Origin of the sequence: Mycetohabitans sp. B2, from assembly GCF_021733735.1 — a bacterium.
Lineage (GTDB): Bacteria > Pseudomonadota > Gammaproteobacteria > Burkholderiales > Burkholderiaceae > Mycetohabitans > Mycetohabitans rhizoxinica.
Window position 1 is genome coordinate 123,851 of the sequence record NZ_JAHKSP010000082.1, and the last position, 19,023, is coordinate 142,873.

The 19,023-nt window shown below is 57.5% G+C and carries 15 protein-coding genes and 2 pseudogenes; 9 read left to right on the forward strand and 8 right to left on the reverse strand.

The window, feature by feature from the left end; all coding sequences use genetic code 11:
- The 3 genes and pseudogenes from KPG66_RS16630 (at nt 1) to KPG66_RS16640 (ending at nt 1,737) form a co-directional block, all read left to right on the forward strand.
- Nucleotides 1-219 carry a hypothetical protein gene (locus KPG66_RS16630; RefSeq protein WP_237071566.1) on the forward strand — a complete coding sequence of 73 codons (219 nt, stop codon included), beginning with the start codon at nt 1-3 and terminating at the stop codon, nt 217-219.
- A pseudogene (locus KPG66_RS16635) lies at nt 195-422 on the forward strand (respiratory nitrate reductase subunit gamma); the annotation flags it as partial. The gene KPG66_RS16630 and the pseudogene KPG66_RS16635, both read left to right, overlap by 25 nt.
- Nucleotides 423-468: 46 nt before the next feature.
- Nucleotides 469-1,737: an MFS transporter gene (locus tag KPG66_RS16640; protein WP_237071567.1), complete on the forward strand. Its 1,269-nt coding sequence runs from the start codon at nt 469-471 to the stop codon at nt 1,735-1,737.
- Nucleotides 1,738-1,778: 41 nt separating this feature from the next.
- On the opposite strand, the gene KPG66_RS16645 is transcribed toward KPG66_RS16640, so the two are convergent.
- Complete coding sequence (locus tag KPG66_RS16645) at nt 1,779-2,069, reverse strand: helix-turn-helix transcriptional regulator (protein WP_049786566.1); 291 nt, start codon at nt 2,067-2,069, stop codon at nt 1,779-1,781.
- Nucleotides 2,070-2,165: 96 nt separating this feature from the next.
- Between KPG66_RS16645 and KPG66_RS16650 the strand changes: the two genes are divergently transcribed.
- The 3 genes and pseudogenes from KPG66_RS16650 to KPG66_RS16660 all read left to right on the forward strand — a co-directional run bounded on the left by KPG66_RS16650 (nt 2,166) and on the right by KPG66_RS16660 (nt 5,713).
- Nucleotides 2,166-2,327 carry a hypothetical protein gene (locus KPG66_RS16650; RefSeq protein WP_237071568.1) on the forward strand — a complete coding sequence of 54 codons (162 nt, stop codon included), beginning with the start codon at nt 2,166-2,168 and terminating at the stop codon, nt 2,325-2,327.
- A 1,361-nt stretch (nt 2,328-3,688) separates the two neighbouring features.
- Nucleotides 3,689-4,666: pseudogene (locus KPG66_RS16655) on the forward strand (integrase core domain-containing protein); the annotation flags it as partial.
- Nucleotides 4,667-4,795: 129 nt separating this feature from the next.
- Nucleotides 4,796-5,713, forward strand: a complete 918-nt coding sequence (locus tag KPG66_RS16660; protein ID WP_237071569.1) for a LysR substrate-binding domain-containing protein — start codon at nt 4,796-4,798, stop codon at nt 5,711-5,713.
- 54 nt (nt 5,714-5,767) lie between these two features.
- On the opposite strand, the gene KPG66_RS16665 is transcribed toward KPG66_RS16660, so the two are convergent.
- The 5 genes from KPG66_RS16665 to KPG66_RS16685 are packed head-to-tail and all read right to left on the reverse strand — an operon-like array spanning nt 5,768 to nt 10,022.
- Entirely contained in the window at nt 5,768-6,313 is a 546-nt protein-coding gene (locus KPG66_RS16665) for a TIGR00725 family protein (RefSeq protein WP_041754919.1), read from the reverse strand.
- Nucleotides 6,291-7,139 (reverse strand): ABC transporter permease, encoded by an 849-nt coding sequence (locus KPG66_RS16670; RefSeq protein WP_237071570.1) that lies wholly within the window; start codon nt 7,137-7,139, stop codon nt 6,291-6,293. The genes KPG66_RS16665 and KPG66_RS16670 overlap by 23 nt, the downstream gene beginning before the upstream one ends.
- Nucleotides 7,112-8,215, reverse strand: a complete 1,104-nt coding sequence (locus KPG66_RS16675) for an ABC transporter substrate-binding protein (protein WP_013429042.1) — start codon at nt 8,213-8,215, stop codon at nt 7,112-7,114. Before KPG66_RS16675 ends, KPG66_RS16670 begins: the two co-directional genes overlap by 28 nt.
- Before the next feature lie 8 nt (nt 8,216-8,223).
- Nucleotides 8,224-9,261: an ABC transporter ATP-binding protein gene (locus tag KPG66_RS16680; protein ID WP_237071571.1), complete on the reverse strand. Its 1,038-nt coding sequence runs from the start codon at nt 9,259-9,261 to the stop codon at nt 8,224-8,226.
- Complete coding sequence (locus tag KPG66_RS16685; RefSeq protein ID WP_083813566.1) at nt 9,258-10,022, reverse strand: ABC transporter permease; 765 nt, start codon at nt 10,020-10,022, stop codon at nt 9,258-9,260. Before KPG66_RS16685 ends, KPG66_RS16680 begins: the two co-directional genes overlap by 4 nt.
- 794 nt (nt 10,023-10,816) lie before the next feature.
- On the opposite strand from KPG66_RS16685, the gene ahpC reads away from it, so the two are divergent.
- The 3 genes from ahpC (at nt 10,817) to KPG66_RS16700 (ending at nt 14,638) form a co-directional block, all read left to right on the forward strand.
- The gene (ahpC, locus tag KPG66_RS16690) at nt 10,817-11,380 is read left to right on the forward strand and encodes an alkyl hydroperoxide reductase subunit C (protein ID WP_041754923.1); all 564 of its coding nucleotides are present in this window, start codon (nt 10,817-10,819) and stop codon (nt 11,378-11,380) included.
- 116 nt (nt 11,381-11,496) lie between these two features.
- Nucleotides 11,497-13,095, forward strand: a complete 1,599-nt coding sequence (gene ahpF / locus KPG66_RS16695) for an alkyl hydroperoxide reductase subunit F (RefSeq protein ID WP_237071572.1) — start codon at nt 11,497-11,499, stop codon at nt 13,093-13,095.
- Nucleotides 13,096-13,522: 427 nt separating this feature from the next.
- Nucleotides 13,523-14,638, forward strand: coding sequence for a porin (locus KPG66_RS16700; protein ID WP_232509389.1), 1,116 nt, complete (start codon nt 13,523-13,525; stop codon nt 14,636-14,638).
- A 249-nt stretch (nt 14,639-14,887) separates the two neighbouring features.
- Here the strand turns inward: KPG66_RS16700 and KPG66_RS16705 are convergent, their stop codons facing one another.
- The gene (locus KPG66_RS16705) at nt 14,888-16,168 is read right to left on the reverse strand and encodes a virulence factor family protein (protein WP_237071573.1); all 1,281 of its coding nucleotides are present in this window, start codon (nt 16,166-16,168) and stop codon (nt 14,888-14,890) included.
- Entirely contained in the window at nt 16,165-18,777 is a 2,613-nt protein-coding gene (mprF, locus tag KPG66_RS16710; protein WP_237071574.1) for a bifunctional lysylphosphatidylglycerol flippase/synthetase MprF, read from the reverse strand. The genes KPG66_RS16705 and mprF overlap by 4 nt, the downstream gene beginning before the upstream one ends.
- Nucleotides 18,778-19,023 lie beyond the last annotated feature (246 nt).

Here is a 19,023-nt window from a genome sequence, read left to right on the forward strand (position 1 = left end):
ATGGCAATTCAGGCATTGACCTGCCGGGTGCTTTCTGCCTGGCTCGATTATCCCAGTGTGGCACTGGTCGACTCGGTGCCGGATACCGTCGCGGCGCTGGACGCTGATCCGGGGCTGGATCCGGACATCCGGGTTGCACTGTGGCGCTTCGCGGATTATTTGCTCAGTCGGTCGTTGCTAGAGTTGGAAGCAGAGACGGTGCGATGTTCGAGCAACTGAGCCACTACGTGCAACGCATCGTAACATTCCAGCCCGATGCGGCTGCATTGGTGGCCGGCGTGCCGCTCGTGTACCGGCTGCACATTCTGCTCGGGTTCACCCTCTTCCTCGTCTCACCCTTCACGCGGATGGTACACGTGTGGAGCGGGCTAGGCGCGCTTGCGTACATGCTGCGTCCGTACCAGATTGTGCGCAGGCGTTGAGCGTAGGCACGTGCGGGTTTAGTCAGTTCGAACCAAGGGGAGAATCATGTCGAGCCAACCCACCGGATTCGCGACGAGCCGGGATATGGTGCTCGCTTATCGAGTGCTCGTCGTCAGCACGCTGGCATTCATGGTGTGCTTCATTGTCTGGATGATGTTTGGCGTACTTGGCATATGCCTGCGCGAAGAACTAGGGTTGTCCGGGGCACAGTTTGGCGCGTTGACGGCGACGCCCGTGCTCACCGGCGCGCTGCTGCGATTGCCGCTCGGCGTCTGGACTGACCGGTTCGGCGGCCGCGTGGTGATGACGGCGCTGCTCGTGTGTGCGTGCGTACCGGTGTTTCTCGTGAGCTACGCGAACGCGTATTGGCAGTTCCTCGTCATCGGGTTGTTCCTTGGCGCGGTCGGCGCATCGTTCGCCGTCGGTACCCCTTATGTCGCACGGTTCTTTCCCGCGGACAAGCGCGGCTTCGCGATGGGCACGTTCGGCGCGGGCACGGTCGGCGCCGCAGTCAACTTGTTTATCACGCCGTCGTTGCAGGCCGCATACGGTTGGCGAGCAGTACCGAAGCTCTATGCGGCGATGCTGTTGGTCACGGCGGTCATTTTTTGGCTCGGCGCGGCACGCGATCCAGGTGCCGGCAAACCGGCTGGGTCATGGCTAAAGCAGCTCGCCGTCCTGCGCAATGCGAGGGTTTGGAAATATTGCCAGTACTATTCGATCTGCTTCGGCGGCTTTACCGCGCTGTCGCTGTGGGTGCCGCAATACGTGAAGGGCCAATACGGCTTCTCGGTGGTGGCGGCGTCCGCGCTGGCGGCCGGTTTTTCGTTGCCGGGTTCCGTGCTGCGCGCGGTCGGCGGCGTGCTTGCGGACAAGTTGGGTGCGCATAACGTCACGTGGTGGGGGCTGTGGGTCGCATGGGCCGCGTTGTTCCTGCTTTCCTACCCGGATACCGATTTCACAATCCATGGCGTGGCTGGGCCGATGAGTTTCCATTTGCATATGCCGCTGCCGTTGTACTTGTGCCTGCTGTTCGTGCTGGGCGTCGTCTTTGCGTTCGGCATGGCGTCCACGTTCAAATACGTCGCGGACGATTTTCCGCAGCAAATGGGCGCGGTCTCAGGTATCGTCGGGCTGGCGGGGGGATTCGCGGGGTTCCTGCTGCCGATCATCTTCGGCGTGCTGCTCGACTGGCTCAAGGTGCGCTCAAGCTGCTTCATGTTCCTGTATGGCATGACGTGGGTGTCGTTGATCCTGTTGTACGTGTCCAATCTGCACAAAGTTGACATCACTGGGAAGCAGGTCAGCAGATGACGTCACGCAACGCCACCGCGTCGCCCCGCCGCCGGATTGCTTCAGCGGTAGAAGCTCGACGGTGGCACGCCCGGCGCGAGGCGCTCGAGCGACAGCAGCAGGCGGTCCAGCTGGCGCCAATGGCCAAGCGTCAAGCCGGTGTAGCGGTGGAATTGGCGATGAAATGTCTTCGTGTTCATGGCTAGCGCGGCGGCCCATTCGCTGGCGCACGTCGCGTCGTCTGGATGCTCGGATAGCCGCTGACATACCTGCGCAGGCCTTGGCTCCTGCGGCCACGGTAGGTGGAATGGCAACACAGGTAGTTCGCGCGGCTCGTTCAGCAGGAACTGCATCGACTGCCCCCGCAATTGCGGGTTGGCGACCTTGGAGTCGCGTCTGGATCCACAAAAAAGGGTGTGCATTGGAACCGCGCCGCGCATGCATACCGTATGGGTCACATGACGGCAGTGCTGGCGATCGTATTGCTCGGCGCGCGGCTGGCGTCATACCATGTGGTGGGTGGTGTGGCCGCAGTGCTTGGCGTGCTGGTTTCGCAATCGATGCGTAAGCCGCTGCGCATGCCACGTGTGTTAGACGGAAAATCAGCATGATCGTTTAACCCCCGTTAGCCTGCGTGCTGCTTGGCTGGCGGCACCGCTGCGCGAAGCGCATGCTGGTTTGCGCCGAGAACCAGGCGCCGCAGCGTACGCGAGGACGTTGTCGCCCGCAGCCTATTCTTCCAAGACGTGCATGGCCTGCGAGATGCCGATGACGCACGGCTGCGTGCACCAGCGTCTCGTCCATGTGGGCGCATGACACAGCACCTGCTGTTCGCGGCGCCGCCCAGCTATGCGCTGAAATTCCTTTCGTCGAGAGCGCCTTACACCATTGAATGGTTCTTACCCATATTAAGTATGGTAGCGCGAGCGCGCCACCCCGGCGTTGGCGCTGTCCGCGGACGTAGCGGCGCGATTAGCTACGGGCAATGTACGGCCAGAGGCGTGATGCGCGCTTTATCCAGTACGTGACATCGACCAGTGTCGGCCAATGCTGATGTGCGAGGCCGGTGTCCTGCTTCGCGTTTGGTTAAGTGATTTGGCTGGTGATGTTGTATTGCGAGGACACGGCTTTCGAACGAACTCTCCGTTGCAATAGAAAAAATACTGCGTTACAGGTACCCAATCTCCATGGTACGACCAATCGATTCGTATCCCAACGGGATTGATTCCCCAATCGATCCCGATATGGCGCGATAGTCGTGCTGGGTTCCTTTCCAAATGGATGTCTTGCATACAGCTTTCTACAAGCAAGGAAAAGACGGGTTCTGCGGTGCCATCTTTTATCCGCAACATATAAAGGACGGCTTCATCTCCCGAAGCACAATATTGGTTCGGACGTCGGTTGGAACGGTGGTTGATCACTGTGAGGACGTATTCTTCTCCGTCGATGACCTTTGAGTGTGTTGTGGGGAACGTGAAGCTCGACGCGGTTAGCAATGTTTTGCGTAACAATATTGGTATATGAAGCACCATTCGCTGACTGCCATTATCATTTAGTACTATTAGCTTATTGTCAATGTACTGGAGAACCCTGCCGTCACGAAGTTCGACGTATTTTGGCGAATCATACTGGTAGGCGTAGGCCGAGATGCTAAATCCGTATAGAATATGGACGAAAAATACTTGTGCCGTCATTTTCAAACTATTTAGCATGCTTAATCCTAAGTATTGCTAAAATCTAAACATAATAAAGAGTTTAGTGTGCTTGCCTGCCTTCATCAGAGAGATCGGTGGTTCGCTCGCAACGCCAGCAGATGCTGTCCGTCGGCACGAGCCGCCGTCTGTTTTAGAGCGAAAATGCTGTGCTCGAGATGAAAATGTAATTGACAAAAGGCATCTCGACCATTGAATATTTGGATGCCGACTGTTGAGCAACAGAAAACTGTCCACTACTCAAAAGAGTATGTCCCACAATGCAGGAACTATTGGCGTTCGATGCTGTCGCTAAGCATAAGAGCTTTACTCGAGCAGCAAGTTTTTTATGCATTACCGTCAGTGGCGTGTGTAAGCAAATTTCCGCGTTGACGGCTTTCGTCGGGTGGCTGAAGAAGCTGCTGGCCAAGGCGATACTCGACATGGAAGCGCTGAAGGTTATCATTAAGGCAAAGCCCTGAGCCCGCCAGCTAAACGCGAAGCAGTGGAGGCGATTCGGGAGAAGGTTAACAGCTCGGAGCGCCGCGCCTGGTGGCTTGTTAAGATTTTTTCTGCGTATTGCATGACGAAGCGAAGCCAGACTACGAGAGCGAAGTGTTGACGGTGCGCCTGGTGGAACTGGCGCATGAGCCTTGGCGGTTCAGTTATCGGCGATTGCACGCGTTGATGAAGTGCGACGGTATCCATGCGAACCACAAGCGCGTGCATCGTCTTTATCGCGAAGCAGGGCTCGCCGTGCGGCGCCGTCGCCGGCACCACGGCGTCATGATTGAGCGCGAGCAACCGGCTTTGCCGAGTGGGCCGAACGAAGTTGGATTAATTTCGTGGTGGACGCGCTGTCGAACGGGCGGCGTTTGAAGTGTGACTATCATCGACGATTTCCCCAAGGAGGCTGTCGATATCGTCGTAAGCCACGGCATTTGGGGCGTGTATGTCGCTCGAGCGTTGACCGAACAGCGCGTTTCCGGGGCTATCCCAAAGCGCTGCTAACGGAGCAAGGACCGGAATTGATGAACCAGATGTTCGACCAATGGGCGTACATCAACGGCGGCGTGACGTTGAAATTGATTCAGCCAGGCAAGCCGACGCAGAATGCGTACATCGAGTCGTTCAACGGTAAGTTCCGCGACGAATGTCTCAACGAGCACGGGTCCACGACGTTGGCCTATGCCCGCGCAATCACCGCGGCATGGTGTCAGGAGTATAACGAAAAATCGCTACACAGCATACTGAACTACTTTCGCCTGGAAAATTTAGTGGCCCCTTGTGGCTCTTTTTGTACGATCTTTAGTTCAAGTTGACTGAATCACTTGAGACCAGTGAATATTTGACCATTCAGGGTTGAGTGACAGGAAATAATTAGGCCAATGAAGAGAGCATGCCCGACCATCCAAGAGTTGCTTGCATTCGATGCAGTCGCCAAACATGAAAGTTTCACACGTGCAGCTAACGTACTGTGCGTGACGGTCAGTGGCGTCAGTAAGCAAATTGCCAGCTTAGAGTCCTTCGTGGGGCGCCCTTTGCTTCAAAAAGCGGGACGCGGAGTCACACTGACCGCTGTAGGGCGGGAATATTGGGGAAAGATATCTCCAAGTCTACGCGTTATTGAATCCGCGACCTTTGAAGCCAGGTTAGACGAGTCTAGCGCAGGCATACTAACTCTAGCCAGCGTACCCACCTTTTTAACAAAGTGGCTTATCCCGCGGCTACCCAGCTTCCGTAAGCTTCACCCTGGCGTCACCTTCAGTTTTAGCCAGCATCTCAGGCTGAACGACTCGCAGCCAGCTGACATTGATGCGGCTATCCGTTTTGGCGCAGGTAATTGGCCATCCGTCGTCTCTATTTACATTGCAGGCAAAGAATTTATCTGTATCTACGCTGCCAAGCTGGAGCAACAACTAGGCCACTCTCTCAAACCGAGCGACCTATTAAAGCAGACGTTGCTACACCACGAAGAAACACCTTTTGCCTGGCGGAAATGGGCGGCGCATTGGAATATAGACGAAACAAGTACTCTTGCAGGCCCGCGCTTTACTCAATACTCTGCCATAATCCAAGCGGTGGTGAACGGTCTAGGGGCGGGTCTCGTGCCTCGGATTCTTGTAGAAGAAGAGCTTGCGCAAGGCGTTGTGCTGCAATTGGGGCCAGCGCTGGAATTTAACCTCGGACATTACCTATGCTTCAATCCAAACCGGATGAACCGGCCAATATTTGCAGCGTTCCACTCTTGGATGCTTACGCTTAGCAAGGCAGAACAGCCATGTTACCACGTTCCCGTGGCATAATCCGATGACGGCGGTGTCACCGCCGGTCAACAAAAAGCGCAAAGTTCGATACTATTATTGAAGTTTAGCATCAGACTCACGGACTAAATATTCGATCACCCATCCAAGAAGCTGATCGGTACTTTCGGCTGCCTGGGCTCCGGGTAGATTAAACTCTTCGTATAATGTAAAAACGGCTTTCCCCCACTTCACGCCCAATGCCATTTCAGAAAGCGTTCCCATTCCGCCCCCAATGGCAACCACACACACGCTACCGCGCACAATCAACACATTGCGTATTTCACCGATTCCTGTAGGAAGCGCCAACGTAACATATTTGTTAGCGTTACGACGGTCTTCTTCTGGGAGAATACCGATAGTCATTCCTCCCATGTCATACGCGCCATGGCATGCAGCTTCCATTACACCACCCCGTCCTCCACAAACGATAGGCACGCCGGCACTTGCCAAAACGCTTGCCACTTTGTACGCCGCTGAACGGCATGCCTCGTCACAAATACTTGGCCCAATTATTCCTACAGGCTGAGGGTTACGATGAGGCCCCGCTTGGATTTCAATCAACCGGCGAAGCTGCTTGTCAATTTTGTTTGGCAGTGGCATATTCGCGCCGGTTTGTAAAAACATTACCCGCCCCCAAGACAAAAACACAAAGACCCAATAATATTAGCGAAATGGCTGATGCTTCAGCCAAGTCAGCGCAACTATCGCTGATTTTGGTAAACAACAGCAATGGAAGAATATTCAGTTGCGTTCCCACTAGAGCAAGCGCCGTACCATAAGTCCCCATGGCCAAAACCGCAACGAGACAAGCGTTTGCAATGATCGATGGTGCAACCTCAGGTATGATCGTATCGAAAAATGCACGTGTACGCGAGGCGCCCAGTGTACGTGCTGCGAGCCACGGTCGTTCATCCAAGTTGGCGAAGACCGGATAAAGCGATAACGCTACGCGCGGAATCAAATAATAAGCGTAAGCTAAAGCAAGTCCGGGAGCTGAGTAAATCCATCCCCCGACCTGAGCAGGATCGAGACCCAACATTGCTATAAGCTGCGTCACGAAGCCCGCCCTACCATAAGCTAGAATAAAGCCATAAGCAATAACCAGACCTGAAAAAGCAAGCGGAATCCCTAGTAACATCATTAGCCACTGGCGGCGGGATTCCGGTTGCCTCGCCAGTTCGATGGCAATCACGGTACCCACGATAGCTGAGATGCCACCGGAGAATAGGCCGAGTATCACTGTATTTCTAAACGCACTTAGGAATAAATGGTCGGCAATCACTTGGCCAAATGCTTTGCCGCCGCTTCTGACGGCCTCGGGGACGAGAGCAAGGAGCGGCAAAACAAAAAATAAGATGAGAAACGCCCAAGCTGGAAGCAGGCCAAATCGTTTCATGTTTAATTCTTCAAAACAGCCTTCGCCCATAAACGATCGACTTCGTTCTTGCGAGCAGAGGCCTTGATCACATCAAGAGGTCGAATTTGTGGCATTTCTGGCATCTTTTGCTGAATATCGGGAGGCAGCGGAATACTTTTTACCGAGGGCCGGACAAAACCTCGGGCAAACAATTGCTGTCCGATTTCGCTCATGATGAAGTTAAGCCACAATTTGCCCGCATTTGGGTGTGGGCCGTTCTTCACGAGGCTAATCCCGTAAGGTGCTGCAACACTGGCTTCTTTAGGAATCACGACATCGACAACATCAGTCATGCCTTTTTCTGTGTATTTAGCCTTAAGTCCATCATTTTCGTAACTGATCCAGATCGGTATCTCACCCTTCATGAACTTCGAATAAGGCGTTGTTCCTTCAGTTCGAATAACATTGCCCGCAGCATGCAGTTCTTCCAAATAATCGATGCCGGGCTTAACGTCGTCTACTGAACCTCCGTTGGCGTAGGCTGCAGCGAAGGCAACAACCTGTCCCACACCCGCGGAGCGCGGATCAAGGTAGACGATGCTATTCTTGTATTCTGGCTTGAGCAAATCAGCCCAAGAAGTGGGCGTATTACGCACCAGTTTTTTGTTCACAATAAATGCCACGTTCAGCGTATGGATGGCGAACCACTTACCTTCCGGATCTCGAAACACCTCGGGCAGTGTATCGAAGTGGATCGGTTTAAAAGGTGCCACCACGTCCTGGTTCACCGCCTCCACCGCGGATGCCGCAAAATAATAAGCCGTGTCTGCTTGAGGCCTGCGCCGGCTCTTATTCAGTGCAGTCACAGTCGCAGCAGAACCCAAATCATTATAGTGCAGTTTGATTCCTGGGTAGCGCTTGTTGAACGCATCGAATAGCGCCTTCCAATTGGCCCATGTTGGCCCCGTATCCCATGAAACGACCTCGCCTTCCTTTCTGGCGGCTTCGTAAAGCGCAAGTTCACCAGGATAGAGCTGCGCTTTTTCCCAAGCAATAGCAGGAGTAGGAGCTGCAGCGGAAACAATAGTCCCAAAACCTGCAAATGACACTAGAGCTGCCGATTGAACAAATTGTCTGCGTTTCATGAGGCTTCCTATGAAGGGTCGTCGTTAAGCAGTTGGACACACTGCGGTGGGATAGAAATACCGCTTACCGGCACCTCGGTTGCTTCGCCTAGAATCGGTTTGAAAGCGCCGTTTACTTGAAAGTCATACCGGACCACTGAGCCCAAGTAACGCTGGTTAACTGCACAACCTGCCAAATAGTTTAGCGTCCCTTCTGGAGGATCCGTCACCACATGCTCGGGACGGATCAGAACAAGTACCTTTTCTCCTAAGCGTCGTCCATCAGTATTGGCAGCGAGTTGAGCAAACCCTAAATCCACTTGATTATGTGCTAAAATTTTTGCGGGAAGCAATGTTGACAACCCCACGAACTCGGCTACCGCTCGGCTATTGGGATAACAGTAAATTGTTTTTGGCGAGCCAAACTGTAGAAGCTTGCCATTTTCGAGAACGGCGACATAATCGGATAGCGTCAACGCTTCTTCTTGATCATGTGTGACTAATATAGTTGTTGCGTTGAATTTTTTCTGAATTGCCCGGATCTGATCGCGCAAATATCCTCGAATGCCTGCATCGAGCGCAGCCAATGGCTCATCGAGTAATAAAGCTTTGGGATCGATTGCCAAAGCTCGAGCCAGCGCAACTCGCTGCTGTTGCCCGCCTGATAGATTGGAAACTGGCCTGGTGGCAAAATTTCCTAAACCCACTGTTTCCAATAATTCGGCCGCTTTCGCTATTCGATTTTTTAGCGGGATCTTTTTTAATGCGAGTCCGTATGCTACATTTTCGATCACATTGAGATGGGGGAAAAGTGCATAATTTTGGAATACCATTCCAATATTACGCTTATGCACAGGTTTTTCTGCTAAATTTTCGCCGTCCAGGATGATTGACCCCGATGCTCCGCTAATTAGGCCGGAAACAATTTTCAAAAGCGTTGATTTACCAGAACCGCTGGCGCCAATCACAGCCACCATTTCACCGGTCTTGACCTCAAACGAGATATCAGTTAACCCATGCTCGGTACTTGGATATTGGTAACTCACTCGATCCAGAACCAGGCTCATGATTTTTTGATGACGGTAGAAGAAATAAATGCCGCCGTACTGGCTAACACAAGAAGAATAACGGTGGCTGCACAAGCAAACCCAGTTGCTCCATAAAAAGCTTGCCACAAGACAACTGGATAAGTGCGATTCTGGAAGCTGGCAAGTAAATTGGATAAACCAAATTCGCCTATTGAAATGGCAGCAACCATTACAAGACCGCTTAACAGGCTTTGTCGTAAATTAGGTATAACAATTCCAAAAAACTGCTGTAATTCTGTAGCCCCTAACGTCGCAGCTGCCTGTTCTAACCTTGCCAAGTCCAAATGTCGAAGATCAGTCAACAAAGTATTAGTAAGGTATGGTAACGTATGGACAGCATGTACTATGATCAGCAATGGCAAAGTTCCAAGCCAAGGGAAAATGTCTGTATTAAATATAATGATATAGCCAAAACCCAATGTGATGGTCGGTACAGCTATAGGCAGCATACTCACAATTTTAGCCGCGATGCTCCCGCCCCGTCCAGCTTTATGGTATAGGGAGTAAGCAAGCGGGATGGCTAAGATCGTATTGATCGCGCACGCGCTCAGCGCCACCACGAGGCTCGTCGTAAATGCATTTCGAAAAGACGAATCCAGCCAAACATCGACGTACCATTGACCCGTTATCCCGCTAGGGAGTAACGAATTCATCCACAGCTCGCCCACACTGCCGATGCTCAACAATAAGATGGGCAGTAACAGGTATATTGCGTAGACAGCAGCAATGCCTCGAACCACTATTCTCTCCACACTGAGCAATCGCCCAATACGCTTTGCTACTATGCAACCCTGATAACGCTGGTAAAAGCGAGCAGCCGTCGCTTCCGTTCTGTATGTAGGGAGCAGCGCCGCTCCGGGTTGGTTTAAGTTGCGGCCGTTATAGCGATCGCGCTAACGAGTTGTCGGCAGTAGTTTGCCTCAGACTTTGCCGGAGCGATAGGCTTTGCAAATTGGCCTAATTTCTTTAAAAATCCGCCATATTTAATTGTAACTCACTGATTTGAATAAAAATCGGTCACTGGATTGCGCGGCGAAACGGAGCGTCCCCTTTCCTGCGCTTCGTTCTTGCGCGACATCCTCTATACGTGGTACAGAATCCCCCTGTTCGCGACGAGGAGCTGTACTCGATGGTCTTGCGCTGCTCGCTCTTGCTGGTTGCTGCGGGAGTTGTGCGATGAGAAGGAGGTGGTCTTAGTGGCTCGGGCAATGTTATGAAATTTTTAAGTGCAGCATCCGGGGCAGTCATGCTGCCGATTTAATTGTGGGCAGCGTCGCAAAGTATGCCTCATCCGGCATTCGATTGGTCAGGCCTGAATAGCGCCTGTTCCCGTTGTACAGGCTAATGTACTCACTGATGGAGCGCGGACGGTCCCTGCTCGTTCGCACGTGCACTCACACCTGTTTCATATTACGAAACAGCCTCGGCGATAGATGCGGCCAATCAGTCCGATACAACTAAACAACTTCACCGCAACGCACCATTTGTCGTAAGCTTCGGGGTGGTCGTCTTCAACTCAAGAAGGAAAAGCGCAATGTCTCTTATCAACACGCAAGTCAAACCGTTCAAAGCAACTGCCTACCACAATGGCAATTTCGTGACAATCACGGAAGAGAACCTGAAGGGCAAGTGGTCGGTCGTCGTGTTCTATCCGGCTGACTTTACGTTCGTGTGCCCGACCGAGTTGGGTGATTTGGCAGACCACTACGCTGAATTCCAAAAGCTCGGTGCCGAGATTTATGGCGTGTCGACCGATACGCATTTCACGCACAAGGCCTGGCACGACACGTCGGAAACGATTGCCAAGATCAAGTATCCGTTGGTTGGCGATCCGACGGCCACGCTGGCTCGCAACTTCGAGGTGCTGATCGAGGACGAAGGCCTGGCGCTGCGCGGCACGTTCGTGATCGACCCGGAAGGTCAGATCAAGCTGTACGAGATTCATGACAACGGCATCGGCCGTGACGCGAAGGAGTTACTGCGCAAGGTGCAGGCTGCGCAGTACGTCGCGTCGCACCCCGGCGAAGTGTGCCCGGCCAAGTGGACCCCGGGCGCCGAGACGCTGAAGCCGTCGCTGGACCTGGTCGGCAAGATCTGACGTTCATGCGCCGTCCTACGCCGGACGGCGCATGAACGCGGCGACGCGGCACTGCACCGTGCCGCGTCGCCTGCCCAGCGCGCCCCTTCTGTGCTCCCTTCGCTGGAATCCTCGCGATGCTCGACGCCAATCTCAAGACCCAATTAAAAAGCTACCTGGACAACGTTACCGAAGCGATCGAGATCGACGCGTTCGTGGATGACAGCGATAAATCAGGTGAGTTGCGCGCACTGCTGCAGGACATCGCATCGCTGTCTACGCGCATCGCGGTGGCCGAGCACGTGGGCAATGACGTGGAGCGTGTGCCATCATTCGCGATCCGGCGCGCTGGCACGGATATCGCGGTGCGCTTCGCCGGCATTCCGATGGGTCACGAATTCACGTCGCTGGTGTTGGCGTTGCTGCAAGTCGGCGGCCACCCGGTCAAGCTCGATCCGGACGTGATCGAACGGATCCGGAGCCTGGACGGCGACTACACGTTTGAGACTTATCTCTCGCTGTCTTGCCAGAACTGCCCTGAGGTTGTCCAGGCATTGAACGCGATGTCGGTGATCAATCCTCGGATTCGCCATGTGGCGATCGATGGCGCGCTGTTTCAGGACGAGGTGCAGTCGCGGCAGGTCATGGCGGTGCCGACCCTGTACCTGAACGGCGAAGTGTTCGGTCAGGGCCGCATGGGTGTCGAGGCATTGTTGGCGAAGCTGGACAGTAGCGGCGCCGCGCACGTGGCTGCTAAGCTCAACGCGAAGGAGGTATTCGACATGCTGATCGTCGGCGGCGGGCCGGCTGGCGCCGCCGCAGCGATCTATGCCGCGCGCAAGGGTATCCGCATCGGCGTCGTGGCCGAGCGGTTCGGTGGACAAGTGCTGGATACGCTGGCGATCGAGAACTTCGTCTCGGTCAAGGAAACGGACGGGCCGAAGTTTGCTGCGGCGCTTGAGCAGCATGTGAAATGCTACGACGTTGACGTGATCAATTTGCAACGCGCCGAATCGTTGCAGCCCGGCGACGTGATCGCGGTGCAGTTAGCCAGTGGCGCACGGCTGCGTGCGCGTAGCGTGGTGCTTGCCACAGGTGCACGCTGGCGTGAGATCGACGTGCCCGGCGAGCGCGAATATCGCAACCGTGGTGTCGCGTACTGTCCGCATTGCGATGGTCCGCTGTTCAAGGGCAAGTGCGTGGCGGTGATCGGCGGCGGCAATTCCGGCGTCGAGGCCGCGATCGATCTGGCGGGCATCGTCAAGCATGTGACGTTGCTGGAGTTCGATGGCCAGCTGCGTGCCGATGAGGTGCTGCAGCGCAAGCTGCGCAGCTTGGGCAATGTGACGGTGCACACGCATGCGCAGACGACCGAGGTCACCGGCGACGGCAGCAAAGTCGATGGCTTGACTTACCTGGACCGTTCGTCGGGCGAGCGCCACCATTTGGCGCTGGAGGGCGTGTTCGTGCAGATCGGCTTGGTGCCGAACACAGAATGGCTCACGGGCAGCGGCGTTACGCTGTCGCCGCGTGGCGAGATCGAAATCGATGCCAAGGGCCAGACGTCGGTACCGGGCGTATTCGCGGCCGGCGATGTGACGACAGTTCCGTACAAGCAGATCGTGATCGCCGTGGGTGAAGGCGCGAAGGCGGCATTGGGCGCGTTCGAGCACCTGATTCGCACCTCTGCACCGGCCGACGCGGCACCGCAGCAGCCGATCGAGGCGACCACGTAGTCTTGTCTATTTTCGTAGCCCGGCCGATTCATGGCGGCCGGGCTGCCTACTTCAGTTCAGAGCGCCAGCACGAGGCGCCGGCCGGCGTCGCGCGAGCAGCAGATCATCATCTTGGTATGGGCGGCGTGCGCCGGGCCGTAGTCGCGCCAAACCCGACTTTCAATATAGCAAATGGATCGCGGACACGTTCCGCAAGGTGGGCCTGTGCCCGGTAATCGGTGGGGCAGGGCCGCGCGCACGAGTTCGGGCCTGCCCTCGATGAAGAAAATCGGTGCGTGAGCGTTGCGCGGATAGTCATCGATGACCTTGGTTTGGTCGAATTCGACGCCGCGTCGCGCGTCGTCGGCTGGGCCGGGGTGCCCGGCTAACGGCGCATAGGGAAATAAATTCGGTAAGGCTAATTAACTAGATGCTGAGTAGAGCTGTATTGACCACGAGTACCATTATTTGCACGGTACTAGCCACGACGGCCCACGCGCAGCGTTCCGTGACACTGCATGGCACCGTGGACACGGGCCTCGCGTACATTCGTCACAGCGCGGGACAGCACTCGCAATGGAAGATGTCACCAGGGACGCTGTCATCGAACGAATGGGGGTTGCAGGGTACCGAAGCGCTTGGTAGCGGCCTCGCGGCCCACTTCGCGGTCGCAAACGACTTCGACATCGGCCACGGGCAGTCGATCAGTAGTGGCCAGCTATTCGGGGCCAAGGCGTTCGTGGGTCTGTCGCACGAGCGTTGGGGCGCGGTGACGTTTGGCAGGCAAAACGAACCAGTGTCGGATCTGCTGCAACCGCTGACGGCCGGTTCGTACAGCGGGGTGTTCGTGACGCCGGGTGATGTCGATAGCTGCGGCGGCAGTGCCACGTTCAACCACGCGGTGAAGTGGGCGAGTCCGAATGGGAGCGGGTTGACCGTTGAGGCGATGTACGCGTTTGGTGGAATCGCCGGGGCACCTGGATCCGGTCAGGCATACTCTGGTGCACTAATGTATGCGGGCGGGCCGCTGAGCTTGGGCACAGGGTTCTTGCATATCGATAATGGCAATCCGGCGCGCTCGGCGCGGGGCGTGTCGTCGCCCGATTCGCTGTTCAACACATCGGTCAATTCGGCTTACGCTCGCGCGCGCTCGGTCGGCATCTTTAGGGCAGGCGGGCAATACGTGTTCGGCCTCGTGACTGTGGGTGCGGCTTTCAGTTTGTCACAATACAATCCGGACGCCTCATCTGGGTTCTCCAAGGCGCAGAAGTATGGCAACGGCTCGGTATTCGCACGTTGGCAGGGATTGACATCGCTGCAGGCGCTGGTGGGATACAACTACACCCGGTCCAGCGGCGCCTCGTCGGCCACGTACCAGCAGGTCAACGTCGGCGTCGATTATCTGCTGAGCAAGCGCACGGATGTGTATTCGATGCTCGGCTATCAACACGCTTGCGGTCAGAACGGCCTGGGGCCCGCGCAAGCCGTGATCGGCTCGTACAACGTGGAGGCCGGGGCCAATTCGCAGCTGCTCGCTATCATGGGGGTTCGTCACCGGTTTTGATCGGCCAGGCGTGTGTCGCCGCCTACCATCGGGTGCCCTACAATGTCGCGATCAATCTGACTTTAGCGCCGATGACGACCGACGAACCTCGTGAGGCGCGCGAGCGCGAGCGCCGCCAGCTAGCGCGTGCAGTCCGCGCAGACCGGCATGGCCGTGCTTAAAGGGTTCGCGCTCATCGCGAGTCCCCCTGCAGCCTCAGCGGTAGCAGGAAGGGCACGGCACCGAAGCCGATGCTAAAACAGCGAGCCGCTAGCGGCGAAGCGCGATTTGCTTCTTCCAGCCGATCAGGATCCGTTGCGTCAATGTATCGTAGTCGCGTCCGAAATGGTGATCGCCGGGCATTTGCACCACGTCGACGCCGGTGCCGGCCAGCGCCGGGCACAGCGTGTCGGTTTCGTGCTCACCGTACACGCATTGGACGATCGAGGCGGGCAGCTTCACGACCTCGGGCTTAGCGGGCAGTGCGTCTGCGCTAGCCGGCATCCCGAGCCAGCCTGTTACGCGGATCTGAAAGTCGGCGGCCGGCGCGAAGCCGAGCAACGACACGTACGACACGCGCTCGCGCAACGGCTCTGGCAAGCGGTTATACAGGAATGGCATGACGTCGGCGCCAAACGAATAGCCGATCAGCGCGACGTCCCGTGCTTGCCAACGGGCGCCGTAGACGCGCAGCACGCGTGCGAGATCGCGCGCGGCCTGCTCCGGTGTCTTGTGACTCCAAAAATAGCGAAGACTGTCCCAGCCGATCACCGATACGCCGTCTTTTTGCAGATTTTCTGCGATGGTCTTGTCCAGATCGCGCCATCCGCCGTCGCCAGACATCACGATCGCCAGCATGCCGGAGGGCTTGGGCGCTCGCAATTCGGCCAGTGGCAGATCGGAGACGTCTTCGTCGTTGGTGGACGGCGCGCGCAGGTACGGCGCCGCCCATGTGCGCAGTCGCTCTGCCTGGCTCTTGCCTGCGGCTGTGCCAGTCACAAAAAAGCCGGGCAGCCCGGCGCCGCGGCTCACTGTCGGGTCGGGCGGGCACGGCTGGAACCGCGCGTCCAGCGTGGGCGTCGGATCCAACGACAGTGCGCCAGCCACTGTGTTCGCCGGTGCCTGGGCCAGGATCTGCCTGGCCAGCGTCGCGCCTTGTCCGGTTCCTGCGACGATTGGCGCGAAATAGCGGGACGAATCCAGCTGCCGTTCCAACTGATGGCTCAAGGCTTCGGCGTCACTCACCAGATGCTGGCAGCTTTGCGGCTTGGCAGCCAGATTCGCCGCATAGCGACGGGTATCGACGCCGACGACCAGCGCGCCATCGCGCGCCAACGCCTGTGCCGTTTCATGATCCGAGGCATGCCAGCCGTTTGCGTCGGAGAACAGCACGACAAAGCCGCGCAAGGGGCCGTCGGGACGGGTCAGCGTGACTTCGCCATAGCGGCCGCCGGGCAGCGTGCTGGTGGCGGCGGCGTGGGCATCGGGCAGCGCGAGCGCACACGCGGCGATCGCGCGAGTCGCGACGGTAATCAAAAAGCGGATTTTCATGAGCGCCAGCCTCCTGCCAGTAGCGAGATGTCGGCCAGTGTCACGAATAGGCCGAGTGAGCCGGACACCGCCAGGTAGCGCGGCTCCCAGTGCGGCTGAAACTTGCTCTTGAACCCTCGCAGGCCGCGGAAATTGTAAAAGCGTCCGCCAAGGTGCCATGCGAGTCGCGCGACACGCTGCCAGAGCGACGGAAATGGCGTCGGCTGCACGCCTGACAGCGGTGCGATGCCCAGGCTCAACGTGCGTAGCCCGGCATCCTTCAAATGCAGCGCCAGCTTCGTGAACAGATAGTCCATCGCGTATCCAGACGCATCCGGCAGGTGGCGCATCACGCCAACGGTCGCCTCGGTGTGCACGTCTGTCGTCATGAATGTGACGAACGCAACCGGACGGCCATGCTGGCGCAGCAGCATGACCGATTGCGCGGCGAGATACGCCGGGTTGAATGCGGCTACCGAAAAGCTCTTTTCTCGCGCCACGCGGCTTTGCAGCCACGCATCGGAGATCGATTTAAGCATTGGCATGGATTCTGGCATGCGCGCTGGTTCGATCATTTCAATGGCCAGCCCATCGCGTTCACCGCGCTTGAGCGCATAGCGAAGATGGGCGCGGTGCGATCCCTTCAAATCGAAGTCGGCCAGCGCGATGTTCGCTTCCTCGCCTAGCTTTAGCAGATGTAAGCCGGTATCAAGGTAGAACGGCAGGGCGTCGGCGCGCACCTGGTAGAACGCGGCGCGGCCGCCGTGCGTGTGCGCCAGCGCGACGAAACGGCGGATCAGCTCGGACCATTCGTCGCGCGGGCCCACTGGGTCGTGCAGCGCCACCCACGTGCGTCCACGCTTGGCATACATCAGGAAGGCCTGGCGCGACGCGGAGAACAAAAAGCTTTTGTCGCCCATCATGGCGAGCCCTGCGTCGCTGCGTTCCTGCGCGCGCACGATACGCGCCGCGTCGGCAAGATCCTGTTCGGCCGGCTTCATGAAGCGGCCGGCCGCCGGCCGCAGCAACTGCCAGAAGGCCAGCGCCGCTGCGCACAGCGCGGCCGCCAGCGTAGCGCGCAGTGCGCGCGGGGCCCGGCCGTCGAAGGCGAATTGCCACCATAGCTCGTGGGTGTACGGCACGTCGCGGAACGCGTACAGCAGGATCCACGTCGCGATGACGATCACGATGCCGACCGACACGAGCCAACCGGGCGTGAAGCGCTCGCCGAACAGCGACGAGCGGCGGTTGAAATGGTGCCGCGTCGCGATCAACAGCAACACCAGGATCCCGAGCACGCCGGCTTCGATGAATGCCAGCCCCTTGGCCAAGGACAACCCGAGGTTGACGCTGGCCAGCAGCAAGGCTAGCCACCATGCGGCATCAAGCCGGCGCAGCAGTCCGCGGGCGACGAACAGCAGCAGTACACCGAGCACGCTGGCGAGCAACTGCGAGCTTTCAAGGACCCACAGGGGCACGAGCGTGCTCAGCACCGCGATCCGGTGCATGAACGCCGGTGTTGCGCCGGAAACGATTAGCATGCAGCCAACCGCGAACGTGATGGTGCTCAGCAATAGCGGTGCGAGTTGTGCGAGGCCGCGTGCTGCATACAGCGCAGGAGAAGTCATCACTACGCGCTTGAGCGCGCGTCCCTCGAACATGACCAGCGCGCCACCGCAAACGAGCAGCGGCAGCCCGAAGTAGATGGCCCGGTAGGCGAGCAACGCGGCCACCAATTGCGGCATCGGTAAGTCTCGCCCGAAGGCGATCAGCACCACGCCTTCGAATACGCCGATGCCGCCAGGGGTGTGGCCGACCATCCCGAGCAGCAACGCCGCCGCATAGACCGTCATGAACGTGGCGAAGCCGATCGACGTATCCGGCAACAGGGTCCACAGCGCCAGCGCGGCGCCGGCGACGTCGACAATCGACCAGCCTAGCTGGGCGATCAGATCGCGCCGCGATGGAATCGTCAGCGCGAGCCAGCGCTGCGCACCGCTGCCGCCAATCGTGTGTGGTCGACTGCGGCACGTCACCACCAGTGCCACGATCGCCGCGAGCGCGAGCGTACCCGCGCAGCGCAGCATCGATGCCGGCAGGTGCAGCGCCGACTCAAGCTGGCCGGCGACGAACAGCATGCCGGCTGCGCTTATTAGCACCAGCGCCGCGGCCAGGCCGATGCCGGTGAAGACGGTCAGGCGTCCGACCCGTGCCGGCGTCACGCCCGCCGCGCCGTAGATCCTGCAACGTACGGCCCCGCCCGTCAACGCGCCGAAGCCTGTTGCGTTGCCAATGGCCGAGCCGACCGTCGCACCGAGCAGTAACAATGCGCGTGGCACCCGCGCGCCGATGTGGTGCAGTCCGACCATGTCACGCCCGACTAGTCCGATATAGCTCACGACCGTGGCGGCGAGCGCGCCGGTCCATTCCGCGGCGCTTAGTTGGCGCAGTTGATGAATTACCGAGCGGTAATGGACCGCGTGAGACACATGCTGGAACAGTATGAGCAGTAGCGCGCAGCCGCCCAATGCAATTGCCGGGGTGATCAGGCGGCGCGTGTGCCGCAGCGTGGAACAGCGATTGGCCCCGGCGCGTGCAGTAAAGAGAGTCAGTTTTATTGGGGAAAACATGAGTGTGCGCGACTTTAATGAACCGCAGCTTGGTTTTCCGACGGCGACGGTCAGGCTGCGGAAAGACGTCATTAAAACGTCTATATCGGCACTTGCGTTGACAAAATTGAGTAATTGAGCGTGCGGGTAATGGTGCACCGACGGAGGGGCGGGCGACTGCAGAACTTCAAATGGTCAGTCCGCTGCTCCCCGTCGCCCGCGGCAGGTATGTCTGCGAAGACGTGGGGAGAAGCCCTAAACTGCGTC